This is a genomic window from Bradyrhizobium sp. (assembly GCF_049519115.1).
In the GTDB taxonomy this organism is placed as follows: Bacteria; Pseudomonadota; Alphaproteobacteria; order Rhizobiales; family Xanthobacteraceae; genus Bradyrhizobium.
In genome coordinates, this window is sequence record NZ_JBEKRB010000035.1 from 32839 (window position 1) to 59838 (window position 27000).

The 27000-nt window shown below is 61.0% G+C and carries 20 protein-coding genes and 2 pseudogenes; 19 read left to right on the forward strand and 3 right to left on the reverse strand.

Features of this window, described 5'->3' with window-relative positions; genetic code table 11:
* Position 1: 1 nt before the first annotated feature.
* The 7 genes from cyoB to ABSE61_RS23655 all read left to right on the forward strand — a co-directional run bounded on the left by cyoB (position 2) and on the right by ABSE61_RS23655 (position 7562).
* Complete coding sequence (cyoB, locus tag ABSE61_RS23625; protein ID WP_423873646.1) at positions 2-1978, forward strand: cytochrome o ubiquinol oxidase subunit I; 1977 nt, start codon at positions 2-4, stop codon at positions 1976-1978.
* On the forward strand, positions 1978-2604 hold the full coding sequence (locus tag ABSE61_RS23630; protein WP_423873647.1) for a cytochrome (ubi)quinol oxidase subunit III: 627 nt from the start codon (positions 1978-1980) through the stop codon (positions 2602-2604). The genes cyoB and ABSE61_RS23630 overlap by 1 nt, the downstream gene beginning before the upstream one ends.
* The gene (gene cyoD, locus ABSE61_RS23635) at positions 2601-3002 is read left to right on the forward strand and encodes a cytochrome o ubiquinol oxidase subunit IV (RefSeq protein ID WP_423873558.1); all 402 of its coding nucleotides are present in this window, start codon (positions 2601-2603) and stop codon (positions 3000-3002) included. The genes ABSE61_RS23630 and cyoD overlap by 4 nt, the downstream gene beginning before the upstream one ends.
* 192 nt (positions 3003-3194) lie before the next feature.
* Positions 3195-4133, forward strand: a complete 939-nt coding sequence (locus ABSE61_RS23640; protein WP_423873559.1) for a helix-turn-helix domain-containing protein — start codon at positions 3195-3197, stop codon at positions 4131-4133.
* Between the two features lie 109 nt (positions 4134-4242).
* Complete coding sequence (locus ABSE61_RS23645) at positions 4243-5487, forward strand: acyl-CoA dehydrogenase family protein (RefSeq protein ID WP_423873560.1); 1245 nt, start codon at positions 4243-4245, stop codon at positions 5485-5487.
* Positions 5488-5521: 34 nt separating this feature from the next.
* Positions 5522-6772 (forward strand): acyl-CoA dehydrogenase family protein, encoded by a 1251-nt coding sequence (locus tag ABSE61_RS23650; RefSeq protein ID WP_423873561.1) that lies wholly within the window; start codon positions 5522-5524, stop codon positions 6770-6772.
* 55 nt (positions 6773-6827) lie between these two features.
* Complete coding sequence (locus ABSE61_RS23655; protein ID WP_423873562.1) at positions 6828-7562, forward strand: SDR family NAD(P)-dependent oxidoreductase; 735 nt, start codon at positions 6828-6830, stop codon at positions 7560-7562.
* A 55-nt stretch (positions 7563-7617) separates the two neighbouring features.
* On the opposite strand, the gene ABSE61_RS23660 is transcribed toward ABSE61_RS23655, so the two are convergent.
* Entirely contained in the window at positions 7618-8643 is a 1026-nt protein-coding gene (locus ABSE61_RS23660; RefSeq protein ID WP_423873563.1) for an AraC family transcriptional regulator, read from the reverse strand.
* 423 nt (positions 8644-9066) lie between these two features.
* On the opposite strand from ABSE61_RS23660, the gene ABSE61_RS23665 reads away from it, so the two are divergent.
* From ABSE61_RS23665 to ABSE61_RS23690, 6 genes and pseudogenes are all read left to right on the forward strand, one after another.
* Positions 9067-10719 carry a fatty acid--CoA ligase gene (locus tag ABSE61_RS23665; RefSeq protein ID WP_423873564.1) on the forward strand — a complete coding sequence of 551 codons (1653 nt, stop codon included), beginning with the start codon at positions 9067-9069 and terminating at the stop codon, positions 10717-10719.
* A gap of 36 nt (positions 10720-10755) precedes the next feature.
* Positions 10756-11235 (forward strand): MaoC family dehydratase, encoded by a 480-nt coding sequence (locus ABSE61_RS23670; protein ID WP_423873565.1) that lies wholly within the window; start codon positions 10756-10758, stop codon positions 11233-11235.
* Positions 11232-12935: an alpha/beta fold hydrolase gene (locus tag ABSE61_RS23675; RefSeq protein WP_423873566.1), complete on the forward strand. Its 1704-nt coding sequence runs from the start codon at positions 11232-11234 to the stop codon at positions 12933-12935. Before ABSE61_RS23670 ends, ABSE61_RS23675 begins: the two co-directional genes overlap by 4 nt.
* Entirely contained in the window at positions 12928-13893 is a 966-nt protein-coding gene (gene phaZ / locus ABSE61_RS23680; protein ID WP_423873567.1) for a poly(3-hydroxyalkanoate) depolymerase, read from the forward strand. Before ABSE61_RS23675 ends, phaZ begins: the two co-directional genes overlap by 8 nt.
* A gap of 15 nt (positions 13894-13908) precedes the next feature.
* Positions 13909-15126, forward strand: a complete 1218-nt coding sequence (locus ABSE61_RS23685; protein ID WP_423873568.1) for an acyl-CoA dehydrogenase family protein — start codon at positions 13909-13911, stop codon at positions 15124-15126.
* 165 nt (positions 15127-15291) lie between these two features.
* A pseudogene (locus ABSE61_RS23690) lies at positions 15292-15603 on the forward strand (SDR family oxidoreductase); the annotation flags it as partial.
* Between the two features lie 1191 nt (positions 15604-16794).
* On the opposite strand, the gene ABSE61_RS23695 reads toward ABSE61_RS23690, so the two are convergent.
* The gene (locus ABSE61_RS23695; RefSeq protein WP_423873569.1) at positions 16795-17061 is read right to left on the reverse strand and encodes a hypothetical protein; all 267 of its coding nucleotides are present in this window, start codon (positions 17059-17061) and stop codon (positions 16795-16797) included.
* Between the two features lie 171 nt (positions 17062-17232).
* Positions 17233-17493 (reverse strand): pyocin activator PrtN family protein, encoded by a 261-nt coding sequence (locus tag ABSE61_RS23700; RefSeq protein ID WP_423873570.1) that lies wholly within the window; start codon positions 17491-17493, stop codon positions 17233-17235.
* 257 nt (positions 17494-17750) lie between these two features.
* On the opposite strand from ABSE61_RS23700, the pseudogene ABSE61_RS23705 reads away from it, so the two are divergent.
* The 6 genes and pseudogenes from ABSE61_RS23705 to ABSE61_RS23730 all read left to right on the forward strand — a co-directional run.
* Positions 17751-18164: pseudogene (locus ABSE61_RS23705) on the forward strand (MBL fold metallo-hydrolase); the annotation flags it as partial.
* A 109-nt stretch (positions 18165-18273) separates the two neighbouring features.
* On the forward strand, positions 18274-18507 hold the full coding sequence (locus tag ABSE61_RS23710; protein ID WP_423873571.1) for a thermonuclease family protein: 234 nt from the start codon (positions 18274-18276) through the stop codon (positions 18505-18507).
* A gap of 298 nt (positions 18508-18805) precedes the next feature.
* On the forward strand, positions 18806-18997 hold the full coding sequence (locus ABSE61_RS23715) for a hypothetical protein (protein WP_423873572.1): 192 nt from the start codon (positions 18806-18808) through the stop codon (positions 18995-18997).
* Positions 18998-19270: 273 nt separating this feature from the next.
* Positions 19271-21400 (forward strand): ParB/RepB/Spo0J family partition protein, encoded by a 2130-nt coding sequence (locus ABSE61_RS23720; RefSeq protein WP_423873573.1) that lies wholly within the window; start codon positions 19271-19273, stop codon positions 21398-21400.
* 173 nt (positions 21401-21573) lie between these two features.
* Complete coding sequence (locus tag ABSE61_RS23725) at positions 21574-25905, forward strand: strawberry notch-like NTP hydrolase domain-containing protein (RefSeq protein WP_423873574.1); 4332 nt, start codon at positions 21574-21576, stop codon at positions 25903-25905.
* Positions 25905-26966, forward strand: coding sequence for a DUF7146 domain-containing protein (locus ABSE61_RS23730; RefSeq protein WP_423873648.1), 1062 nt, complete (start codon positions 25905-25907; stop codon positions 26964-26966). Before ABSE61_RS23725 ends, ABSE61_RS23730 begins: the two co-directional genes overlap by 1 nt.
* Positions 26967-27000: the final 34 nt, after the last annotated feature.

Here is a 27000-nt window from a genome sequence, read left to right on the forward strand (position 1 = left end):
CCTGCTTGGTAAGCTGGACTGGAGCGCGATTCCCTTCGACCAGCCGATCATCATGGGTGCATCCGGCGGCATGGTGCTGGGCATCGGGGGTGTGCTCGCGTGGGTCGTACTCAAGGGACACGTGCCCTATCTCTGGCGAGAGTGGATCACCTCCGTCGACCATAAGCGTATCGGCATCATGTACATCATACTGGCGCTGCTCATGTTGCTGCGCGGATTTGCGGATGCCATCATGATGCGGAGCCAGCAGGCAATAGCGGCAGGCGGCTCACACGGTTACCTGCCGCCCGAGCATTTCGACCAGGTCTTTTCGGCGCATGGCACGATCATGATCTTTTTCATGGCGATGCCGTTTGTGATCGGAATGATGAATTTCGTCGTGCCGTTGCAACTCGGCGTTCGCGACATGGCGTTTCCAACCTTGAACTCGGTTGCTCTCGGGCTGACCGCGTCGGGAATTCTCCTGACCAATATCTCGTTGGCCGTCGGCGAGTTCTCGAAAGCCGGCTGGGTTGCCTACCCGCCGTTGAGCGAGCTGCAATACTCGCCTGGCGTCGGCGTCGACTACTATCTCTGGGCGCTTCAGATCTCCGGCGTCGGTACGTTGATGACCGGAATAAATTTCGTGGCGACGATCCTGAAAACTCGCGCGCCGGGAATGACCTATATGCGCATGCCGGTTTTTTGCTGGACCTCGCTTGCCGCAAACCTTCTCATCGTCGCGGCCTTCCCGGTCCTGACCGCGACCATGTCGATGCTGCTGCTCGATCGCTACCTCGGTTTTCATTTCTTCACGACCGACGGCCAGGGCAACGCGATGATGTACGTCAACCTGTTCTGGGTTTGGGGGCATCCGGAGGTCTACATCCTCGTGTTGCCAGCGTTCGGCGTCTTCTCTGAGGTTGTCTCGACCTTCTCCGGAAAGCCGCTGTTCGGCTATCGCTCCATGGTCGCCGCCACGATGGTGATTTGCGTGCTGTCGTTCGTCGTCTGGCTGCATCACTTTTTCACCATGGGCGCCAGCGCCAACGTCAACGGTTTCTTCGGGGTAATGACGATGATCATCGCAGTGCCGACGGGCGTCAAAGTCTTCAACTGGCTGTTCACGATGTATGGCGGTCGCATCCGCTTCACCGTTCCGATCCTGTGGTCGATAGGCTTCATGGTTACGTTCGTGATCGGCGGCATGACCGGCGTGTTGATGGCCGTGCCTCCAGCCGACTTCGCCCTGCACAACAGCCTGTTCCTGATCGCGCATTTCCATAACGTTATCATCGGCGGCACTGTGTTCGGCCTGATGGCGGGTTACAATTACTGGTTCCCGAAGGCCTTCGGCTTCAAGCTCGACGAAAGCTGGGGCAGGTTGTCGTTCTGGTGTTGGTTGATCGGCTTCTACATCGCCTTCATGCCGCTCTACTTGCTGGGCCTGATGGGCATGACGCGCCGCATGCAGCATTACGATGTTGCCAGTTGGCAGCCGTGGTTGGTGGTGGCGGCGATTGGCGTCGTCGTCATTCTCGTGGGCATCGTCAGCCAAATCATCCAGCTCGTCGTCTCAATCCGCGATCGCGAGAAACTGAGAGTCACGGCGGACCCATGGAACGGCCGTACGCTGGAATGGGCGGCCGCGTCGCCGCCGCCACCCTGGAATTTTGCCGTGCTGCCCCAGGTCACAAGCATCGACGCATTTTGGAGCTCCAAGCAAGAGCGCCGCGGGCAACAGGCCGCGTCACCGAAGGAGAAAAAATTCGAGCCGATCGAAATACCTAAGAGCAGCGCAACCGGATTCGTCACGGCGTTTTTCGCGGTCATATTCGGCTTCGCGATGATCTGGCACATCTGGTGGATGGCCGGCGTGGCAATCGTCGGCGCTTTCCTGACCATGCTTGTCTTTGCGTTTCGCGGCGAAGAGGAGATCGAAATTCCGGTGGAGCAGATCGCCCGGCTTGAGATGGTCAACCCGTCTGAGGTCGCATGATGAGCACCATTGTCGTTGACGGCCATACTTACCGGGAAGATACGTACGAGAGCGTTCCCGCTACGAAGAGAGTCGTCGTTGGCTACGGCTTCTGGATCTTCCTCTTAAGCGACATCGTGATGTTTTCGGCGTTCTTTGCCGCCTACGCGGTGCTATCGCACGCGACGGCGGGCGGGCCAACCGGCATGCAATTGTTCAGTCAGCGTAGCGTCGCAATTGAAACCGCCTGCCTCCTGGCTTCGAGCTACACATGCGGGTTGATGCAGTTGGCCGTCACGGCGCGCCGGTACGCCATCACTTACGGGATGGCTATCCTGACGTTCGTGCTCGGGGCGATGTTCCTGGCGCTGGAGCTGCGGGAATTTTCCAGCATGATTGCGCTGGGAGCAGGGCCGCAGCGCAGCGCGTTTCTTTCGTCATTTTTCACCCTCGTTGGCTGTCATGGGTTGCATGTGACAGCCGGCCTGATCTGGCTGGCGGTCATGATGGCGCAGGTCGCGATCAGGGGCCTTTATGACGCAACCGTCGAGCGTCGCCTGCTTTGCTTTTCCCTGTTCTGGCATGCGCTCGATATTGTCTGGGTGTGGCTGTTCACAGTCGTTTACCTGAAGGGAGTCCTTTCATGAGCGACACGTATGATGATTACGATCGCGCACCCGGGGACGCATCGGCGCTTCCCGATATCGAACAGGGCAGGACGTCCGGCGCGCTGGTCTACACGATCGGATTCGCTCTCGCGGTCGGCCTCACGGCGTTATCGTTCTGGGTCGCCAACACATCATTGCTTTGGGTGGGCGGCGTCACGATCGGTTTGACAGTTCTCGCGATCGCGCAAATGGGTATACACTTGGTGTTTTTCCTGCACGTCACTTCGGGGCCCGACAACACCAACAACGTGATGGCGCTCGCGTTCGGCGTACTGATCGTCTTCCTGGTCGTCGTCGGATCGCTTTTGATCATGGCGGATTTGAACGACAGCATGATGCCGGGTCCGGAGTTGATGAATCTGCACATGCAGCGCTGAGAATTCGACGCGGAACGGCATCGTATCCGTTCAGGGGGTTGCACCAGAACACCACGGTACAAGACGTTGCCAGCGGCTCCGGCGGAGGTCGGATCCTGTATTACGTGGCCGATTTGACCTCGTCGGCCCCTGATGTATTATCCTCCAAAGGCCAAACCATGAAATTTGCAGTGGTAAATTTTAGGTGGTCCTATGGAGTGGTCGACAAAAGCGATCGAGACGGACCGTCCGTTCGGAAGTTGGGCTGAGGATTTAGCCGACGCTTTCGTTCCGCTCGAACCTCGGAAAATCGCCGAGCAATCGTTCCGAGGGACGATTTCGCGAACAGACGTCGCGTCGATCCAGATTTCCCGCGTCGAAGCAACAAAGCACGTGGTTCTCCGTTTGCGCTCGCACATCGCGCGAAGCACCGGTGATGTGTACTTTGTCAATCTCCAACTCGAAGGTGTTGGCCGCTACACTCAGCGCGGCCACGAACAAATCTGCGGTCCCGGAGATTTGGCGATCGTCGACACAACCGAGCCATTCGAAATCGAAAATTGCCGGAATTTTGGTCTATTTTGTTTTGCTGTGCCGAGACAACTCTTGCCGGGTGCCCTCGCGGAGCGGCCACGGCTGAGGCTCTCCGCGACCGAGGCTGGCTGCGCGCTATCTCGAACACTGGCGGGGCATGCAGAACTATGCCTCCGCGCGAAGCAGGACTCGGGAATCTCCACCTTCGGCGCTCAACATGTCGTCGATCTAATAGCTCACGCACCTGGTATTTTGGAAGAACGAGCGTCGGAGCGCGCTGGTCCATCCATTTTGCTGTCGATGATGCTTGATCATATCGATCGCCACAGTGACGATCCCGAACTCGCGGCGGCTGCGCTGGCTGCCAGATTTCGCTGCTCCGAACGCTACGTGCACCGTCTATTTTCAACGACGGGTCGTTCGGTCGGCGAACACGTCAACGAGAAGCGGATCGCGGCGTGCACCAGCAAGCTTCTCGATCGCAATGCCGCGCGTAAAACCATTGCTGAAATCGCATTTGCGGCGGGATTCCGCGACATCTCGCACTTCAACCGCCTGTTCAAGCGCAGCAACGGCTTGGCCCCGCGGGAGTTTCGCCGCGTCGCCGCCACGCGCTAGCTGGTCAGTCTGTTCACTCCACGCCAAGAAAGCGGGCGCTGCCGTCCAAGATTCTCTCCCTTGATTCAGGTAGCCGTTGGTTGAACGGACTTAAATCAAGGGCAGCTTGATGGCGATCGATTTCACGCTCACGGCGCAACAGCGCGACCTGCAACTTACTTCCCGCAAATTCGCGAAAGAGGTGCTCAACGAGGCCAGGGCGGCCGAGTTGTTGCCGACACCGGAAGAGCGCTTCCGTGCGACCAGGCCAACCTATGAGGCGATGGTGGCCGCCGGTTATTTGCGCAAGTGTATCCCCGCGCCTGCCGGTGGCGACAATGCCGGCATGATCGATATGGCGATCCTCGCCGAAGAATTTTACAGCGTGAACCCGAGCGTGACGCTCACAATGCTCGGGACGGTACTGGGCCTGTTGCCGCTCCTGCTTGGCGGTACTCCCGACCAGTGCATGAGGCTGCTCGGGCCATTTCTGAAAACCAGCGGCGCGCCGCTTGCCGGCTTCTGCTTCAGCGAACCGGGCGGTAGCGCCAACGCTGCCTCGCCTCCGCCCGGCGAGGGCGTTCGCACCACGGCCAGACGGGAACGCGACAACTGGGTGCTCAACGGGCGCAAGAAATGGGTGTCGTCAGCCACCGGCTGGAACCGCGAAGGCGCTGCCCTTCTCTGCGTCGTGTGTCGAACCGATCCCGCCGCACCGCCTGATGCCGGAATCTCGATCATTGCGGTCGAAGGACCGGTAACGGGTCTTGTATTCGAACGCGCGATCGACACGATCGGCCATCGCGCGCATCTCGTGCCGCAATTTGGCTTCCAGAATGTCGCGACCCCACACAACAACCTGCTCGGCCAGCAAGGCATGGGGCTCGCGCTGACGGCTGGGGCGTTCACCGCGACCGCGGCCCTCGTCGGTATCTTCGGCGTCGCTCTCATGCGGGCTGCGTTCGAGTATTCGCTTCATTTTGCCCGCACCGAAAAACGAGGTGGCGTTCACGCGATCATCGAACATCAGGCCGTCGGGTACGCTCTCGCCGATGCAAAGACCACGATCGAAGCGGCCCGCTATCTCAGCTGGCGTGCCTGCCACGCGCTCGACACTCAGTCTCCATCGGCCGAGGAGCTCGCGGTCCAGGCCAAGATTTTCGGTTCCGAGGCCGCGGTGCGCGTGATCACGGACCTGATGCGCGTGGTCGGGATCGACAGTTATGATCACGAGGCGCCGCTTGGTCGCCTGTTGCAGGATGCACTCGCGCTGCCGATCTTCGACGGCGGCAATATGGGCATCAGACGGCGGCAGCTGCACACGCTGCTTAAACGAAGCGACTACGATCCGCTTTCTGCGAGCGGAGCGGCTTAGCGCTGTCGACGACGTCGCGGTGAGAGGAAGATCGATGGCCATTGATTTTCGACTGACCGCACGCCAAAGCGAGCTGCAGCTGCAATCCCGCAGGTTCGCAAAAGAGGTGCTTTCGCCGGTGTTGGAGGCGGAGGCTTTGCCCACTCCGGAAGAGCGATTTGCCGCAACGCGGCCGGCTTACGAGGCGGTGATTGCGGCTGGATTTTTGCGGAAATGCATTCCGCTTTCCGCCGGCGGCGAGAGTGCTGGTCTGATCGAGACCGCGATTATCGCTGAAGAACTTTACGCCGTGAACGCCAGCGTTGCGCTCACGTTGATCGGAACCCTCCTTGGGCTGTTGCCGCTCTTGATCGGCGGCACAGAGGAACAGCGAAGGCGGCTGCTGCACCCGTTCCTCAAACAGGCCGGGGCGCCGTTGGCGGGCTTTTGTGCGACCGAACCAGGTGGTAGCGCCAATGCCGCATCGCCGCCGCCGGGCGAGGGCGTCCGCACCACGGCTACGCTTCGCGGTGACCGCTGGATTCTCGAGGGTCGAAAAAGCTGGGTATCTTCGGCGACAGGTTGGGATCGCAAGGGCGCTGACATTCTAACGGTGCTTTGCCGGACCGATCCCCGAGCGCCGCCTGAACGGGGTATTTCGGTCCTGATCATGGAGCGCCCCGTATCGGGTTTGATCTTCGAGCGTGCAATCGACTCGGTTGGGCATCGTGCACACTCGTTGCCCCAGTTCAGATTCGAAGAAGCCCGCGTGCCGAGTGACAATGTCGTGGGGACCGTCGGCGGCGGTCTGGCTCTCACCGCGGCTTGCTTCACCGGCGCGGCCGCGCTGGTTGGAATCTTTGCGGTGGCGCTGATGCGGGCGGCGTTCAAGTTCACGCTCGGCTTCGCGCGCACCGAACGGCGAGGCGGCATTCTCCCGATCCTCGAGCATCAAGCGGTCGGATACGCGTTGGCCGACGCAAAGACAGCTATCGAGGCGATCCGTTCGTTGTGCTGGCGGGCGTGTCAGGCGGTCGACGCGCAGTCGCCCAGCGCGCAAGAACTGGCGATCCAGGCAAAAGTCCTTGGTTCCGAGACTGCTGTGCGGGTCCTGACGGATCTGATGCGAGTCGTCGGCATAGAGAGCTACGATCATGCTTTGCCGCTGGGACGTCTGCTGCAGGATGCGCTGGCGCTTCCCCTCTTTGGCGGCGGCAACCTCGGTGTCCGTCGCCGGCAACTCCACGCGATCTTGAAGATGCTGGAATACGATCCGCTGGCTTCTGTCAGCGAGGTCGAAGTCTGATCGTCATTGTAAGCACGCGCTGGCGTGCGAAGTTTTCAATTGAAAGGATGAGACCATGAGCACGGAGCAGAAAGTAGCCATCGTAACCGGAGCATCTCAGGGGATCGGTGCGGGTATCGTCCAGGCCTTCAGGGATCGCAATTACCGAATTGTCGCGACATCGCGGTCGATCAAGCCGGTCGCCGGTTCGGACGTCGTGACCGTACAAGGCGACATCGGGGCCGCGGACACCGCCGAGAGAGTGTTCAAAACGGCCTTTCAGCGTTTCGGCCGTGTCGACACGCTGGTGAACAACGTCGGCATGTTCATGGCAAAACCATTCACGATGTATTCGCCGGATGACTATGCGCTCTATATGTCGACGAATGTGACGAGTTTCTTTCACATGACCCAGCGCGCGCTGGAGTTCATGGGCAAACAGGGACGCGGTCACGTCGTCACGATCACGACAAGCCTTGTCGACCAGCCGATGAGCAGCATTCCGGCCGGGTTGGCCTCGCTCACCAAGGGAGCACTGAGCGCCGCAACGAAAGCGCTTGCCATCGAATATGCAAAGACCGGCGTTCGCGTCAACGCGGTGTCCCCGGGAATCATCAAGACGCCGATGCACCCGCCACAAGCCCATCAAGCGTTGGCGGCGCTCCATCCGATGGGCCGGATGGGAGAAATCTCGGACATTGTGGAGGCGGTGCTCTACCTCGACGGCGCCGCGTTTGTCACCGGAGAGATTCTTCACGTCGATGGCGGACAGGCTGCCGGGCACCATATGGTGCCTGACGCGCTCCGATAGAGGTCCAGCGGAATGCTGAAAGCTCTTGCAGATGGCGCTTCTTCGCATCGTCTCTTCAGACTGGATCAGAGAGTTCTTCACCTCGGATCTCGCTGGGCGACTTGTTGGTCCAGCGGCGAAAGGCGCGGCGAAAATTGGCGGCATCACTGAAACCGAGCGCCAGCGCGATATCTTCGTTGGCGAGCCGTGTCGTGCGCAGGTATTTCAACGCGATCTGCATGCGTAATTCATCGAGCAGGCCGCGGAACGAAATGCCCTGTTCCTGTAGCTGACGCCGCAGCGAGCGATCGCTCACGTCAAGCAGCTTGGCTATGGCGGCAAGCGTCGGAGGATTGGCGATATTCCGGATCAGGAGGGCGCGAAGCTCTCCGGCTACGCCAACACGGGACTTCAGCTCCTGGAGCAAATCGTCGCAAAGGGCCACGACCATCGGGTAGGTGGTCCTGTTGCCGAGATTTGCCGACCGGTCCAGCCACTTTGATTGAAAGATGATCTGGTTGGTTCGGTTTGAGAAGCTGAGCGGGCATCCGATCTCGTCTGCGGGCAAGCTGAAGTCGCGGGCTTCCGGATAAGCCAGGTTGATCCGATCCGGCGTGAAAGCGGGTCCCATGACGTCGCGCATCAGTGATAGGTGAATGCCGATCTGCATTTCGGCGATGAAGCGATAGAGCTGCGGATCGGTGACCGCATCCGGATTGGGTTCGATGAACCAGCTAGCGAAACCGTCTTGCTCGGCGAATTTGATTGTCGCCAGCGGCGTTGCGAGCGCGTGGTACAGTTCGGCAAAGGCCATCGTCTTGCGAAAGTCGGGGCAGCAGAGAATCGCGAACCCGTACATTCCGTAAGCGGAGATGTGGATCGACGTGCCGATACGGTAGGGCAGGTGCGCCTCGCTTGAGAGCCGAATGGCGTTCTTGCCCGCCGTCAATAAATCCGCGAGCGAAATTTTCGACTTCGGAGAATGCACCTCATCCGGGGTCAGGTTGATGCTTTTCAGGATTTCGCGCGGTGGATAACCTTGCTCGACAAGAATGTCGAACAGCGCGGCAAGTTTGGTGGGTTCGTAAACACGTTCACGCAATCCAACGATCGGTGTTTCCTTCGCGCCGTTCGAAATCGAGCGTAAAGCCTTTGCGGAGGGTTTGGAGCCGGGCAACTGAACCTACCTTTGAGCACCCACGGTTCGAAGCTTCTGTCACGTGTCGTTCGGGCAGGATAGCAGCTTTTCCAATTCTCCGTGGCTTGGCCGGTTGAGTTGCCGGCTTCCCGGGAACGGCAGAATTTAGCAGGTTTGTTCAAGACGCCGCTGCCGAAGACGGAAAACGTGTCCGGCTGGGACCTGCTCGTTGTCCGTTTCGGACCTTCACAAACAGGGGCCTGCGCGCGACGCTTGCGCTGGCGTTGTGCAGAGCGATCGGAACCAGAACGACAGGCCAGGCGATCCGCTCGTTAGAATGGCGGACGTCAGGACCGCCGAGGGAAACAAGTCGAGGGAGAGGCCGCGATGGTGGGGAGACTGATTCAGTCCGCCAAATCAGCTTATCAGTATCCGCTGATCTTCAAGCAATTGTGGCACACGCCGTGCGTGCAGGCGCGGGATCAGGAGATCGTTTATCGCGATCTAAAGCGCTTCACCTATCTCCAGATCAGAGAGCGGATTGGGCGTCTGGCGTCGGCCTTGAGCAAAGCAGGCATGGCGGGCGGCGACACCGTGGGCGTCCTCGACTGGGACAGCAACCGGTTTCTCGAAGCCTTCTTCGCGATCCCGATGATGGGCGCCGTGTTGCAGACGGTGAATGTCCGTCTTTCACCGGAGCAGATTGCCTACACCATCGATCACGCCGGCGCCTCGACGCTTCTCGTCAACGACGAATTCGTCGGATTGCTGGAGGGGATCCGGTCGCGGCTGCCGAAGGTCAAACGGCTGATCGTGATGTCGGACCGGCCTGTACCGCAGACCGGGAGCCTGTCCTTTATCGGCGAATATGAAAACCTGCTGGCGGCGGCGTCACCTGACTATGACTTTCCCGATTTCGACGAGAATACGCAGGCGACCACTTTCTACACCACGGGTACGACTGGCCAGCCCAAGGGGGTTTATTACAGCCACCGGCAACTGGTGTTGCACTCGATCTGCGGGTTGGCGCTGTTCGGGATGGCGGGGATGCATGGACGTTTTTCGCGCGACGACGTCTACATGCCGATCACGCCGATGTTTCACGTCCATGCCTGGGGCTTTCCGTGGTCTGCGACGCTGGCCGGCGTCAAGCAGGTCTATCCCGGGCGCTACGAACCGGCGATGCTGGTGAAGCTGATCAAGAGCGAGGGTGTCACCTTCACCCATGGCGTGCCGACCATTCTTCAGATGTTGCTCGACGCCGCCGCCGCGGCAAAAGCGGATCTTCAGGGTCTGAAGATGGTGATTGGCGGTTCGGCGTTGCCGAAGGCGCTTGCCAAGCGGGCGCTTGAGGCCGGCATCGACATCTTCGCAGGCTACGGGATGTCGGAGACGGGTCCGCTCGCCGCTGTGTCCCACGTTCGAACGAAGGACCTGACCGGCGATCCGGACGGCGAGGTCGAGTTTCGGGCCAAAGCCGGCATTGCCGGGCCGCTGGTGGATCTGCGCATCGTCGACCCCGACATGAACAGCGTGCCCCATGACGGCAAGTCGGCCGGCGAGATCGTGCTGCGGGCGCCATGGCTCACCCAGGGCTATTTCAACAATCCCGAAGGCTCCGAGCAACTCTGGGCCGGCGGCTACCTGCACACCAGCGATATCGCGACAGTTGACGCGAAAGGCTACGTACACATCACCGACCGCATCAAGGACGTGATCAAGACCGGTGGCGAGTGGGTGTCGTCGTTGCAGATCGAGGACCTGATCTCGCAATGTGCTGGGGTTGCCGAGGTAGCCGTGATCGGCGTCAAGGACGATCGATGGGGCGAACGGCCGCTCGCGCTCGTGGTCAAGCGAAACTCCGATGCGAATGGCGCGAGCGACGCAACCATCAAGAGCCATCTCAAGACCTTCGCCGACCAGGGCATTATCTCGAAATACGGGATTCCGGAAAAGATCCTGTTCATCGACAGCATTCCCAAAACGAGCGTCGGCAAGATCAACAAAAAGGAACTGCGCGAGCAGTACGGCGACATGTAGCCGTTCGGCCGCCCGCGAAAACATCGAGGAGGATACGTGAGCAACTTAACCCTTGCTGGTTTGAGCGATCGGGTCGGGCAGGAACTCGGCGTTTCCGAGTGGGTCACGATAGATCAGCCGTGCATCGACACGTTTGCGTCGTGCACAGGCGATCGCCAATGGATTCATATCGACGTTGAAAGAGCGAAACGGGAAAGTCCTTTTCGCGGCCCGATCGCGCATGGGTACCTGACGCTTGCGATGGTGGCGCCGTTGGCGATGCAGGTCGGCGTCATCCCAAAGGACGCCGCCGCGGGCCTCAACTACGGGATCGACAAGGTCCGCTTTCTGGCGCCGGTGCCGGCCGGCGCGCGCGTGAGGTTGCGTGTCGTGATCAGCGGGGTAGAGCCGAGAGAAAAAGGACAGGTGGTCATGAAGACCCTGAACACGATGGAAGTCGAGGGATCGGAAAAGCCTGCATTGATCGCCGAAACGCTAGCGCTGCTGATCCCCGCATCGGGAGCAAATCGGCCATGAACTCCGAACAGCGTGAACCGCCACCATTCTCGGAAGGGATCTCCGAAGCTGCATCCCGAAATACGTTGGCGCTCAATCCACTTGTCGGGATCCGAGGTCAGGATCTGATCGATAGCGCCAACACCTTGTTCAAGGCGGTCGTCAACGAACCGAAAGTGGCTACCGAGCAATGGTTCTCTTTTCTCGGAGAACTCGGCTCCATCGCCGCCGGCAAGTCGGAGCGTGTGCCGAAGGCGGGTGACAAGCGATTTAACGACGCCACCTGGAAGGAGAGCGCGCTTCACAACGGATTGCTCAAGGTATATCTCGCATGGGGCGATGCCGTCAGCGGTCTGGTCGACAAATCGAGCTTGACCGAGATCGACAAGGCAAGGGCGCATCTGGTCACTGAAATCCTGATCGATGCCGTGGCTCCGACCAATTCGATGCTGACCAACCCTGCGGCGGTGCGCAAGTTTGTCGACACTGGCGGCCGCAGCCTGTGGTCAGGCATGAAGAACTATCTCGATGATCTCACCAAAAACGGCGGCATGCCGTCGATGGTGGATCAGAGCGCCTTCAAGGTCGGCGAGACGCTCGCGATCACGCCGGGCGCAGTGGTCGTTCGCAACGAATTGCTGGAGCTCATACAATATATGCCGGCGACGCCGAACGTGCGAAAGCGTCCGCTCGTTATCACCCCGCCGCAGATCAACAAATATTACGCACTTGATCTGTCGCCCGACAAGAGCATGGTCCGCTTCCTGCTCGACAGTGGCATTCAGGTGTTTTGCGTGAGCTGGCGCAATCCCACGGCGGCACATCGTGAATGGGGCCTCGACACCTACGTCGCCGCGCTTGACGAAGCCGTCGATGTCGCGCGGGACCTCACCGGTAGCGACGACATCTCGATGATGGGCTCCTGTTCCGGAGGCATTACTTCGACGGCCTATCTCGCGACGCTCGGGAGTGCGGCGCAAGAGAAGATCAAGAACATGGTGCTCGCGGTCTGCCTGCTGGATCCGAACACCGCCGATGAAAGCGCTTTCGGCTGCCTGATGACGCCGGAGACGATGCGCGCGGCCAAGGAAACCTCGCGGCTGCGCGGCCTCGTGGACGGCCACGAGCTGGCGCGCATGTTCGCGTGGATGAGGCCGAACGACCTGGTCTGGAACTACTGGGTCAACAATTACCTGCTCGGTAATCAGCCGCCGGCCTTCGACATTTTGTATTGGAATGCCGACACCACCCGGCTTCCCGCTGGCCTGCATGGCGACTATCTCGATCTCTATTTCACCAATCCGTTCGTCAATGCCGGAAAGCTCGCGCTCAACGGCGAGACGATCGACATGAGCAGGATCAAGGTCGACAGCTACGTCGTCGCTGGCGTGACCGACCACATCACGCCCTGGAAGGGCGTGCACAAGACTGCTCAGATCATGGGTGAGGGGACGACCTTCGTGCTGTCGAACAGCGGACACCTCCAGAGCCTTCTCAATCCACCGACCAATCAGAAGGCCTCGTTCATGATCGGGACGGTCAACCCATCCGGTCCGGATGCTTTCGTCGCCGCAGCCGAAAAGCGCAAGGGAAGCTGGTGGCTCGACTGGCGCGATTGGCTGCTGCCGCGATCAGGCGACGAGGTTACAGCGCCCACCTCGCTTGGCAGCGAACGCCATCCCGTTCTTGCCGCGGCTCCGGGGACTTACGTCTTTGAGTGACGAGCACGAGGAAACGAACCAGGCGGCATTCGCGGAGATCGAGACGCGGCAAGTCACGATCAACGGTCAGCTGCTTCAACTTGCCATCAAGCACGGTCGCGGCAGCGGTCCGCCGCTGTTGCTGTTCAACGGGATCGGCGCAAACTGGGAGTTGGCGAGGCCGTTCCTGGAAGCACTGACGCACACGACGGCAATCATCTTTGACGTTCCGGGCGTCGGTGGTTCGCCGAGATCGCTGTTGCCGTATCGGCCATCGACACTGGCACGGCTGGCCGCCGCCCTTGTTGCGGAGCTAGGCTTTGCTGAGATCGATGTCGCCGGCGTGTCGTGGGGCGGCGGTATCGCGCAGCAGTTTGCGCATCAATATCCTAAACTGTGCCGGAGGCTCGTACTTGCCGCGACGGCGCCCGGTGTCACCATGGTGCCGGGAGGCCCCTCTGTGCTGTGGAAGATGATGACGCCGCGCCGCTACACCGACAAGGACTACATGAACCGGATTGCCGCGGACCTCTACGGAGGCGCCTTTCGCGGCGACCCGTCACTGATCGGCCGGCATGCGGCAACAATGCACGGCGCACGCAATCTCGGCTATTTCTATCAGCTTCTTGCTATTGCGGGCTGGACCAGCCTGCCGTGGCTGTGGTCGCTGCCGCAGCCAACGCTCGTTCTGATGGGACGCGACGATCCCCTGGTGCCTCCGATCAACGGTCACATTCTGAAGGCTCTGATCCCGAACGCCGAGCTTCAGATGATCGATGACGGTCACCTGTTTATTGTGACCAAGCCTGGGGAAACCGCTGGCTTGATCGAGGCATTCCTGGCTGACGCGAGTAAACAGGTCGAGCCATCGTCTCCGCTCTCGCGGATGACTGGCTGGGTCAGAGGGTTCGTTCCGACGTTGGGACGGCGCGATGCGCAGGCGCAGCAAGGAAATGGTGACGCAGGCCGCGTGGCCTAGCGCAAGGAGGAGCCGATGGCGGCCGAGCAGAAAAAGACGACCGGCAAACCGGATTACGCACCGCCTCCGGTCGATGGCGACTTCTACCGGATTGCTGCGGTCATGAGCGACAGTGAGCGGACGCTGCTCAAACGTGTTCGCGAGTTCACGGAAGGCGTCGTCGCGCCTGTGATCGAGGATTATTGGAACCGGGATGCGTTTCCCTTCGAGATCATCCCGAAGATGGCCGAAGTCGGCATCGGCGGGGTGGGCTACGAGGGATATGGCGCTGCCGGCGGCAGTTGGCTGCTAAACGGCCTTGTCGCGATGGAATTGGCGCGTGTCGATTCATCAGTGGCGACATTCTGGGGCGTGCATACCGGCCTTTCCGCCGGATCGATCTATCTGTGCGGTGACGAGCAGCAGAAGCAACGCTGGCTGCCGCCGATGATGCGTTTTGAGAAAATCGGCTCGTTCGGTCTGACAGAACCGCTGGTGGGGTCTGCGACATCGGGCGGAATGACGACGACATGTCGTCGCGACGGCGACGGCTGGATTCTCAACGGCCAGAAGAAATGGATCGGCAACGCGACCTTCGCCGACATCAACGTCATCTGGGCGCGCGACGAAGGCTCGAACCAGGTCAAAGGCTTTGTGGTGGGCAAGGACAATCCCGGTTTTTCCGTCGAGAAGATCAAAACCAAGATGGCCTTGAGAGTTGTACAGAACGGCCTGATCACCTTGAGCGACTGCCACGTACCGGAGGCCGACCGTCTGCAAAACGCGAACTCGTTTAAGGACACCGCCAAGGTTTTGCGGATGACACGGACGGGCGTGGCATGGTTTGCCGTCGGCTGCCAGATGGGTGCCTACGAGCATGCGTTGCGCTATGCGACGGAGCGGACACAGTTCGGGAGGCCTATCGGCGGATTCCAGCTCGTGCAAGACCTGCTGGTTCGCATGTTAGGCAACGTGACGTCGACCCAGGCGATGATGCTCCGTCTCGCCCAGCTTCAGGACGAAGGTGTGATGCGCGATCAGCATGCCTCGCTCGCGAAGGCGTTCTGCACGGTCAAATGCCGTGAAACCGTCGGCTACGCGCGCGAGCTTCTTGGGGGCAACGGCATTCTGCTCGAGAACCACATTGGACGGTTCGTGGCGGACGCCGAGGCGATCTATTCCTACGAAGGCACCAGAGAAATGAACACGCTGATTGTCGGCAAATCGATCACCGGATTGAGTGCCTTCGTATAATGCCATTCATTGCTGTGAGTCACCATCGCCCGTGTGCCTGGACGTTTCGACGTGAGGCGTTGGGCCTTAGTCGCTCTGCATTCCGCAAACGTCAACACAAGCCAAGTGTGTGGGAACGCGTCTCCGCACGGGTCCTTTGGTCGGCCTCGCCCAACGGCCGGCTTCCGCCCATCGGCGAACACCGTCCTGCAAGGGGCCGTCAATGCCGCACTCGAGGCGCTGGTGCGCGGCGTGGCTCTTGAACTTGCTCCGATCAGAGTGAACGCAGTCTCGCCCGGACTGATCGAAACCCCATTGTGGGCCGGCATAGCAGAAGCCGAACGCGAGGCAATGTTTGCCAGCGCTGTTGAGCGCTTGCCGCTCCGGCGCATCGGACAGTCGTCCGATGTTGCGAACGCGGTCTTGTTCTTGGCATCCACCCCGTTCTCGACAGGTTCGACGGTGGTGGTGGATGGTGGTGGCACCATCTCGGGATAAGACGGTCTTCGAGGATCCGGTTTCTCTGAAGCGGAAATCGGGGAAAGTCCGCCAAGCCGATGGAGTGCTCTAAAGACGGCGGTGGCTGAAGCGCTCGCAACACGCAAGCATTCTTATTCCATCGTCGCCGAAACTACGATCACGCCCTTTCCTCTCTTGGCGTGGGGAGCGGCAGCGCGGTAGTTTGCTTCCGAACCTAACGAGGATCGGCGAGGAGGCTCCAAAAACGTGCGGCCGGATCGTGGTACTGCACGAGCCCATTCGGTACTGCAGCGCTGTACCAGGCAAGGCACGGCATCATGAAGGACGAACAGGCGATCGACTTAAGCACTTCAAACGAAAGGAGAATGCCCCAATAATCAGCTCTGAATTTTTGTCGGCCCGAAAATCAGCTATTCCAGACGAGACCAGAAAGCGTTATAACATCAATATGTTATCGCATCTATTTTGCATTGCACCCATGATGGATTGGACCGACTGAGCGGGAAAAGCGAAACGTGGTCAGCAGTTAAGTGTGGTCGCTCTTAGACATGCTGGACTAAATGCTGTACCGCCGGTCTCGAAGGCTTCGACGAGAAGGCAATTTCGCGGTCGTGCGTTTGTTTGGCGACAGAAGCATAGTGCGGCGTAGGATTTCGGCTTCCGTGATTGCAGCTTCGCCGCCGATTGCGAGGTGTGGGAGCTCCATCACTTTCGTAGTTGCTTCGAAGGTAAGTAGGGGGATACGCCGCAGCGCTGAGCCGCGCGAGCGCGTTGTTCCTGCGCCTACCAGAGGTCGCCGATAAGAAGCTCGTTTAAGGTGTTCGTCGGTCCCCAAGCGACGTTGAAACCCAATTGCGTAAGCCAGCTGGTGATCAGCCTTTCGAAGTTCGCCTCGATCGCAGCACTCCTGATACAGGTGGTGCCGACGATGTTGAGCAGGTTGCAATAGGGAAGGTTCGATAGGCGCTCTATGGCGCCAATGCTGCTTGTAGGGTGGCGCTAGTTTAGCGCTGGGGGTCGTGGGGCTGCGTAAGCCAGCGCGAGGAGGTGTTTGTTCAATAAAAAAGCCGGACCAGTCAGCGCTTGCGCGCAGGGCGGTCCGGCTCCGATCTCTTGAAATCGCTGAACCGTATCAAGCCGCGGCCACTATCTTCTTCGCGATGGCGAAGCGCACGCGCCTTGATGTGTCTCAGCCTTGATGGGTCTTCGCTAAAATTGCGGCGAGACTACTTCTTTTTCTTCTTGGCGGTCTTCTTCTTTGCCTTCGCCTTCTTCGCTTTCTTGGCCATGTTGCCCTCCAATGTCCCACAGTTGGTTCAATGCAAGCCGAACATCGACTTGCATGAATGTCAGCGTACACCACAAATGAAAAATTGGTACGCAGGTTTGCGAATAAGGTAAACGGCGAACGCCCTCTCCCTTCTCTTGAGCGAGAGAGACGGCGGCGATGCGTGCCTGTGCTCCTCGCATCTCCATCGGAAGGAATTTTTACGTCGCGACCAACCCCATACTACGCACTAAATCTCGAAGGCCTGCTTTCCACTCGACGTCGACTTAAGGACAGCCGGTAAGCAACAGCTGCCGCCCGGGAGCGCTAGGTCGCGATCGACTAGCGTTCGTCAATAGCCATAGATGATAAGGCGACGTTCAACTTGTAAGAGCGGTCATTTCGCGCCTTGCGGCCTCGACGCGCGCGTCGAGGTATGAAGCCAAGTCAGTGAGATGCACTCCTTTCGCGCATTTCTGGCTGGTTTCGATCCGAACGAGGGGAATGGCGATCTCGCCAGCTGAAATCTTCTGCACCAATTTGGGTGGCGTGAGATGTGAGAAATAGTCCCTGCAAACTTGGTCGATTGGAATGATGGCCTTTCCATCATACTGCGCCATCAAGAGAAACGCGGTGTTCATTTTGGCGACCCGTCCATATTTCGCAGAGGAGACAACCGGCTCCGGTGGTCCTTCGTTTGCACCGATCACCGCGATGGAAGAAAGAGAGGATGCGCATCTATGCTGCACAAGGCCGCCATGGCGTAGAAATAGGACGGTGGGCGCTTGCCGGCTGCAAAACCCCAGTCTCTTCATGGGATCGGGGAAGGCCTTTCTGAATTCGCCCCTGCCGACAAAAACTGTATATTCATCAGCCGAATTCGCTTGGAATTCATAAGGCGCTCGGTGTGCCGGATGGTCCCGTGCGCAAGGAATTGGCGGAAGGAAGGCCGGTAACACTAGCAGATGGCAGGACGATCGACGCCGATGACGTTCTCGGACCTCCAGAGGGACGCAAGAAGCTTGTCGTGATCGGCGACACGGAAACCACCGAAGGCTTGGATGAGCACGTCCGCGACGCCGACGTTCTGGTGATCGAGGCGACCTTTCTGGATCGCGATGCGGCCATCGCGCGCGACTACGGCCATCTTACTGCAGGGGAGGCCGCGGCGCTCGCGGCCAAAAGCGCTGTCAAGCAACTGGTGCTTACTCGCATTTCGGGACGCTATCCAGACGAGGACATCCTAGCAGAGGCGTCGAAGATGTTCCCGGACAGCCGGGTCGCGACCGATTTCGATCACATTTCGATCTGAGCGACCGCGCAGGAGAACACCGATCACGCTGGACAAGTTTCTTGATCGCATGCTGGAAGTCAGCTGACGTCGTCAGCCGTCTGGAAGACATTCGGGGCAGGTGTCGCCGATGCCCTGGGGCGTTGACGCTCCTGAGAGCAGCCAACTATGCCGAGGTGCGGACTGCAACCTGTATCGTTGTGGCGCGAAGGCAGCGAATGATCTCGACACTTTCATTGCGCGGCGGCCCGTCAATTGTATGCCGGTCGCCGAAGATCATTATGGGCGGACTGTAGCAACCTGTTCTGTCGGCGGTGCCGATCTCGGAGAATGGCTTGTGCGTAATGGTCTCGCGCTGGATTGACCGCAATATTCGAAAGGCAAGTACGGCCCCGCCCAGCGCGAGGCCGTTCGTTCGGGTCGCGGGATGTGGCCGGGCAGCTATGTGGAGCCGTGGTTGTTTCGCGGCTGCATCAGGGCGGGCGGCACCCCGACCAGCTGCTCGGATGATGCAAACGCACATCCTTGAACGCGCCGTCATGCGGCGACTCGGAGCTTCGTTAGTTGAGAGGGCTAAATCAACGTCGGAGTGAGCTGGCGCGATCTGTGCGACTCGCGCTAAGCAGTCGCTGTCAACCTCCTCACTGCGCAAAGGGAATAGGATGGTTGCTGCTACCCGTGACTTGCCGGCTTCAGGTTATGCGCTCGAAGTCGACGGCCGACTCAAGGACGAATTTGCGACGAGGGACGGTGCCAAGACGGGCGCGGAAGAGCTGAAGAAGCGTTTTCCCATGCTCCAGATCAGAATCTATGACGCGCAGACACAGACTCGCGAGAACGTCGATCTGTCGTGAGTCCGGCACAAGCATGGTCATAGCGTGCTTTTCGCGAGCGTAGGGCCGTCTCCCTTCGGGACCGGGCTGTCGGCTGCCGCTGAAACCCCGGCTTCGTCGGGTTTTCACCCTTCGGGCTTTGCCGCGGAAACCCATTTCTCGTATCTGCGGCACTTGTCCGTTTTGCCTATTCCGTGGCGCTGCCCTCTTGGAGCAAGAGGGCAGCGCTTCGCTCCGTGAGCGGCTTGGAGGCCGAGAGAGAGGCTTTCGGCCGGCCGTTCCGGAGAAACTGACATGGCAAAAGCCGTTCAGAAGATCAAGCTATCGCCATCGCGCGACATTCCCTTCAACAAGCTCGTGCTGGCTCAATCCAACGTCCGCCGCACCAAGGCCGGCATTTCGATCGAGGACCTCGCCGAGGACATCGCGCGGCGGTCCCTGCTGCAAAGTCTCAACGTCCGGCCAATCTCCGACGCCGAAGGCCAGGAAACCGGCATGTTCGAGGTGCCGGCAGGCGGTAGGCGTTATCGTGCCCTTGAGCTTCTGGTGAAGCAGAAGCGCCTGGCGAAGACCGCACCGGTCCCGTGCATCGTCAGCGAGGCCGGTGGCGAAATTTCTGCGGAAGAAGACTCGCTTGCCGAAAACGTGCATCGCGTCGCGCTTCATCCCCTCGACCAGTTTCGGGCATTTCAGACGTTGCGCGAGCAAGGTCGTCCCGAGGAGGATATCGCGGCCATCTTCTTCGTCTCCATCAATGTGGTGAAGCAGCGGCTCCGGCTAGCGGCCGTCTCCCCGACTTTGCTCGACGTCTATGCTGATGACGGCATGTCGCTTGAGCAGTTAATGGCATTTTCCGTCACAGCAGAGCACATTCGACAGGAACAGGTCTGGGAGAGCGTCAACAAATCAGGCTACGACGAGCCGTACCAGATCAGGCGCCTTCTGACCGAGCGCGCGGTGCGTGCCTCCGACAAACGCGCGCGCTTTGTCGGCCTCGCGGCCTATGAGGCGGCTGGCGGTAGCGTGCTGCGCGACCTCTTCGAAGAGGATGGCGGTGGTTGGCTTGAGGATGTCGCCTTGCTCGAACGTCTTGTCGCCGAGAAGCTGCGGACGGAAGCCGAAACGGTCGCTGCCGAAGGTTGGAAGTGGCTGGATGTCGCCGCCAGCTTTCCCTACGGTCACGATCACGGGCACCGCCGGCTCGAGGGAATACCGGCTGATCTGACCTCCGAGGAGCAGGCGAGCTTCGATACCCTCCAGGCCGAATACGACGCACTTCAGGCCAAATATGAAGACGCCGTAGAACTGCCCGATGAGGTGGATGCGCGTCTTGGCGAACTCGAGGAAGCGCTCGAAGCCTTCGCGAACCGGCCGGACGTCTTCAAGCCTGCCGAGATCGTCCATGCCGGCGCCTTCGTCAGCATCGATGGCGAGGGCAGCCTGCAGGTCGAACGGGGCTACGTCCGCCGCGAGGACGAGACCGCGTTCGTTGCGGCGACGATCGAGCCTGATTCCGAAGCCGGCGCAACAGTGCCTGACGCCGACGGCGGCGACCACCGAGTGCCGCCGGTGCAGCGCGCCACGATCACGGTCGCAGGGCAGTCAGGTGCCGATGAGGACGAGGACGATGATGCCGTCCGCCCGTTGCCCGACCGGCTTGTGGCGGAGCTGACCGCGCATCGCACGCTGGCGCTACGCGATGCCGTCGCTTGCCATCCGCAGGTCGCGATGACAGCGCTTCTGCACAAGCTCTGTGTGGACGCTTTCTACCAGACCTATGCGCCGGGCTGCCTTGAAGCCGGGGTGCGCCACGTCCAGCTTCCCGGCCAGACGCCGGATCTGAACGAGAGTGCGTCTGCGAAGTCCATCGCGGACCGGCATGCAGCCTGGAAGGCCGATATGCCGACCGATGAGCAGGCGCTGTGGGACTGGCTCGCCACCCTTGACGATGCCAGCCGGCTGGCGCTGCTCGCCCATTGTACTTCGTTCGGCGTCAACGCGTTGTTTGAGAAGGTCGATCGCTATGGCGGCTCAGGTATGACCGCCCATGGCTTGCAGCATCGCCTCGATCAGGCCGATCGCCTGGCGCGGGCGGTCAATCTCGACATGGCGGAGGTTGGCTGGCGACCGACAGTCGACAACTATCTCGGCCGTGTCACCAAGAGCCGGATCCTCGAAGCGGTTCGTGAGGCCAAGGGCGAAAGCGCTGTGCAGCTCGTCGACCACCTCAAGAAGAGCGAGATGGCCAAGGAAGCCGAGCGTCTGCTCGGGGATACGCATTGGCTCCCCGAGCCGCTGCGGCTCGCCGAAGTGGCGCCGCCGTCGGACGTCAAAGAAGCACTGCCGGAGTTTCTCTCCGACGAGGAGGGGCAGGCAGGCGAGGTCGTCGAGATTGAGCGGACACAGGACGTCGCCGCTGAATAACCGACCACTGCGGAGCGGCAAACCCGCTCCGCAGCCTTCACCGCATCCTCTCTGATCGCATGAGGAGAATGGCAGGGAGAGGCAGAGCCGGGCCGGGAAGGGTTTGAGCTGCCGCGGTCTTAAGAGAGCGCCGGGCGGCTCGGCCCAGTCCCGCTCTCCGAGAAATCCCTCCCATGACCGAATCTCTCATCGACGGCGCCGCCGTGCCGCTCCCGATCCGTGCCACCGCAGTTGTCGCTTCGGCCGTCGTTAAGGCCGCGCGCCAGCTTTTGACCGATCTCGAACGGGGTCGGCGCGTCGACGCTGCTGTTCTGCGCAATGCCATGCAGGCAGCGTTTACCGCCTCCGATGCGACCGGCGCCTGGAACTGGAAGACGGCCTATGACGCCTGCGAGGCGGCGACTGTCCTGTTCTTGCGACGGTATGGCGCCGCCATGCGCGCCAAGGCGGCGTCGCCGGCCGCCATGCTGCCGATGCTGCTGAGGATTGCGAGCCTTCTTCCGACACAGACCCGGCGGTCCGAGGAAAGTGAAGCCCTCCAGCAGTTCTCCACGCCGATTGGACTGGCATACGTCGCCAGTGTCGCTGCCGCGATCACCCCCGCCGACGTCGTTCTGGAACCGTCGGCCGGCACCGGCCTTCTTGCCATCCTCGCTGAACTCGCCGGCGCCTCGCTCATTCTCAACGAATTTGCCGAGAGCCGTGCCGACATCCTTAGCGACCTTTTTCCCGCCGTCTCCACGACCAGGTTTGATGCCGCGTACATCAACGACCACCTCGATGCCGGCATCGTTCCGAGTGTCGTGCTGATGAATCCACCGTTCTCGGCAGCGGTTCATGTCGATCGCCAGATGGCAGATGCAGCGTTACGGCACGTGGGATCCGCCTTGGCCCGTCTTCCCGAGGGCGGACGGCTCGTCACCATCACAGGCGCGAGCGTCGCGCCCGACAATCCCGCATGGACGGAATCGTTCATCCGGCTCCAGGAAGAAGGCCGCATCGTTTTCTCGGCGGCGATTGACGGCGCCGTCTATGCCAAGCACGGCACCCACATCGACACCCGCCTGACCATCATCGATCGAGTGCCGGCTAACGACAGCGCCTCCTTCCCGGCTTCCCCCGGCATTGCTCCCGACCTGCCGACTTTACTCGGTTGGGTGATGCAGCATGTGCCGCCGCGTGGCCCGATCGCGGGCACTCCGACGACGGCGGTGCCAGCAATTGCTGGCATTTCAAAACCTCGAACCGTCCGCGCTTACGTCAGCCAGCGTTCGCCGGCAGCGGTCGCGCCGGCCATCGATCTCGTGGCGACCGAAGTCGCCTACGAGCCAGTCGACTGGATCCCCACGGATGCCAGCAAGATCACCGATGCGCTTTATGAGGCTTACACACTGCAGTCGATCCGCATCGCCGGCGCGCAGGCGCATCCGACCAAGCTCGTGCAGTCGGCAGCCATGGCCTCCGTCGCACCGCCAAAGCCGTCCTACCGACCGCATCTGCCGGCCAACGTCGTATCGGACGGCCTCCTCTCGGACGCCCAGCTCGAGAGCATCATCTATGCTGGCGAGGCGCATTCGGCATTTCTCGCGGGTTCCTGGACGGTCGATGCGACGTTTGACGTCGTCGCCGCGGCGCCCGACGATGCTTCGAATGCCGTTCGCTTTCGCCGAGGCTGGTTTCTGGGCGACGGCACCGGGGCGGGCAAGGGGCGGCAGGTCGCCGGCATCTTGCTCGACAACTGGCTCAAGGGCCGCCGGCGCGCGGTCTGGATCAGCAAATCTGACAAGCTGATCGAGGATGCGCAACGCGACTGGTCGGCGCTCGGGATGGAGCGGCTGCTGGTCACGCCGCTTTCTCGCTTCCGGCAGGGCACTCCGATCCGGCTGTCGGAAGGTATCCTTTTTGCGACCTACGCTACGCTGCGTACCGATGAGCGCGGCGAGAAGCTTTCGCGCGTCCGGCAGATCGTCGAATGGTTGGGCTCGGACTTCGACGGAGTGATCGTCTTCGACGAGAGCCACGCCATGCAGAACGCGGTCGGCGGCAAGGGCGAGCGGGGCGACCAGGCAGCGTCGCAGCAGGGACGCGCGGGGCTTAGGCTCCAGCATGCCTTGCCGAACGCTCGCGTGGTCTACGTCTCTGCGACCGGTGCGACCACGGTGCACAATCTTGCCTATGCTCAGCGGTTGGGGCTGTGGGGCGGTGACGACTTCCCGTTTGCTACGCGCGCCGAGTTCGTCGAGGCGATCGAGGAGGGCGGCGTCGCGGCAATGGAGGTGCTGGCGCGTGACCTAAAGGCCCTCGGCCTCTACGCCGCCCGCTCGCTGTCCTACGAAGGCGTCGAATACGAACTGCTCGAACACCAGCTCACGCCCGAGCAGATCCGCATCTACGACGCCTACGCCGGCGCGTTCTCGATCATCCACAACAACCTCGACGCCGCGATGCGGGCGGCGAACATCACTGGCGCGACCGGCACGCTGAACGCGCAGGCGAAGTCCGCCGCGCGTTCCGCCTTCGAGAGCGCCAAACAGCGCTTCTTCGGTCATCTCTTGACCTCGATGAAGACGCCCTCGCTGGTCCGCTCGATCGAGCGCGATCTTGATGCCGGCCACGCTACCGTGATCCAGATCGTCTCGACCGGCGAGGCCCTCATGGAGCGCCGGCTCGCCGAGATTCCAACTGAGGACTGGGGCGACATCCAGGTCGACATCACCCCACGCGAATACGTGCTAGACTATCTCGCCCATTCCTTCCCGGTGCAGCTTTACGAGCCCTTCACGGATTCCGAGGGCAATCTCTGTTCCCGGCCAGTCTACCGTGACGGCCAATCGGTCGAAAGCCGTGAAGCCGTTGCGCGCCGTGACCGACTGATCGAAAAGCTGGCCTCGCTTCCGCCCGTGCCGGGTGCGCTCGACCAGATCGTCCAGCGCTTCGGCACGGACATGGTCGCCGAGGTTACCGGCCGCTCGCGCCGCGTCATTCGCAAGCGTGATCGGCTGATAGTCGAGACCCGCGCGGCGTCAGCCAATCTCGCCGAGACCGCTGCTTTCATGGATGACGCCAAGCGCATCCTCGTCTTCAGCGATGCCGGCGGCACGGGGAGGAGCTACCACGCCGAACTCTCTGCGCGGAATCGCAGGCTGAGGGTTCACTACCTGCTTGAGCCCGGCTGGAAGGCGGACGCCGCCATTCAGGGCCTGGGTCGTACGAACCGCACTAACCAGGCGCAGCCGCCGCTGTTCCGGCCCATTGCGACCGACGTGAAGGCGGAAAAGCGCTTTCTCTCTACCATCGCCCGCCGTCTTGACACGTTGGGCGCGATTACGCGCGGCCAGCGCCAGACCGGTGGTCAAGGCCTGTTCAAGCCCGAGGATAATCTCGAAAGCCATTACGGCCGCGACGCGCTGCGTCAGCTCTACCATCTCCTTGTTCGCGGCAAGGTCGAGGGTTGCTCGCTCGAAAGGTTCGAGGACGCGACCGGCCTCAAGCTTATGGACGCCAACGGCATCAAGGACGAACTGCCGCCGATCACCACCTTCTTGAACAGGCTGTTGGCGCTCACCATCGATCTGCAGAACGTCCTGTTCACGGCGTTCGAGCAGTTGCTCGCAGCCCGTATCGAAGGCGCCATCGCATCCGGCACCTATGATGCCGGCTTGGAGACGCTTCGGGCCGAGAGCTTTATCGTTGCGGACCGGCGCGTCATTTACACCCATCCCGGGACTGGGGCGGAGACCCTGCTGCTCAGCATCACCGAGCGCCGGCGCAATCGTCCAGTTACGCTAGAGGAGGCGCTGGATCGGCTCTCCGATTCCTACGCCGTCCTGCTGATCAACGAGCGGTCCGGTCGGGCCGCCGTTCAGGTGTCGGCGCCGAGCCTTATGCTGGACGACGGCGAGATCGAGCGGCGCGTCCGGCTGATCCGGCCGATGGAGCATAGCAGCCTTCCGCTGAAGATGATGGCCGAAAGCCATTGGGCGGAAGCCGACCGCGAATGCTTCGCCACGGCCTGGCAAGCCGAGCTCAGCGAGGTGCCCGAGTTCACCGACAGCACCATCCATGTGGTAGCGGGTCTGCTTCTGCCGATCTGGAAGCGGCTGCCAAACGAGTCGACCCGCGTCTACCGGCTTCAGACGGATACCGGCGAGCGTCTCATCGGCCGGAAAGTATCGCCCGCCTGGATGACGACTGCGCTGGCTGGCGACGCACCGGCGCTGACGCCCGACGCGGCCTTCGCCGCGCTACTGGAAGGTCGCACGGTTCTCGAACTCACCGAAGGCCTGAAACTTCGCCGCGTACGCGTGATGGGCGCACATCGCATCGAACTATCCGGCTTCAGCGACACCATGCGGGATCGTCTGCGTGCCTATGGGCTCTTCGGGGAGATCATCTCCTGGAAGCTGCGCATGTTCGTGCCATCAGACGCCACTGGCGTCGACGTTCTGGCCAAGTTGCTCGAACGTTACCCGGTCGAGCGAGTAGGTGAACGGGAGGCCGCGTGATGGTGCGCGACGCTTCCGAACTGGCACGCCGCCTCGCGCGCGAGGCGGAGGCGGTGTGCCGTCATTATCTCTCCAACGGCAAGCGCGAGGGGCGGTATTGGCTGGTTGGCGATGTCCACAACACACCAGGCCGTTCGTTATTTGTGAGGCTCCAGGACTCGCCGAAAGGGCCCGCCGGCAAGTGGATGGACGCCGCGACCTCTGAGCACGGCGATTTGCTCGACGTCATCAGAGAAAGCCTTGGGCTTCGCGATTTCCACGATGTCGCGGAGGAAGCGCGGCGATTTCTGAACTTGCCTCGCGCTGAACCGCGACCGGTCTTGAAATCGATGCATCCACCGGCCTTAGCTGGCCCCAAGGAGGCGGCAAGACGCCTCTTTGCGATGTCGCAACCGATCGAAGGCACGGTGGTCGAGGCCTATTTGCATGGTCGGGGAATTGCCCACGTGTACCACGGTGGCAGCCTGCGCTTCCATCCGCGCTGCTACTATCGACCTGACGAGCACCTGCCCACCGAGACCTGGCCGGCGATGATTGCCTGTGTCACAGATCTCGATGGCCGCATCACCGGTGTGCATCGCACCTGGCTCGATCCGAACGGATTTGACCGGATTCGGCTCGGCAAGGCTCCAATCGACACGCCGCGACGGGCCATGGGCGACCTGCTTGGCAATGCGGTGCGTTTCGGTGCAGCGGACGACGACGTACTTGTCGCCGGCGAAGGCATCGAGACCATGCTGTCGCTACGCTGTGTGCTTCCAACATTGCCGATGGCCGCAGCGCTGTCGGCCAATCACCTCGCAGCCATGGTGCTGTCGTCGAGCTTGCGTCGACTCTATATCGCCCGCGACGCCGACGCCGCTGGAGACACGGTGCAAGCTGTTCTGTTGCAGCGCGCGCAAACGGTCGGCATCGAAGCGATCCCGTTATCGCCTCGGCTCGGCGACTTCAACGAGGATCTGCACGTCTTCGGTCTCGATGCCCTTCGGACAGCGTTACGGATGCAACTGGCACCGGAGGACGTCTCCCGCTTTTTGCTCTTATCGGCCTCTGTCGTTTAGGCGACGCTTAGCTCCCATCGACGTCGACAGTTCG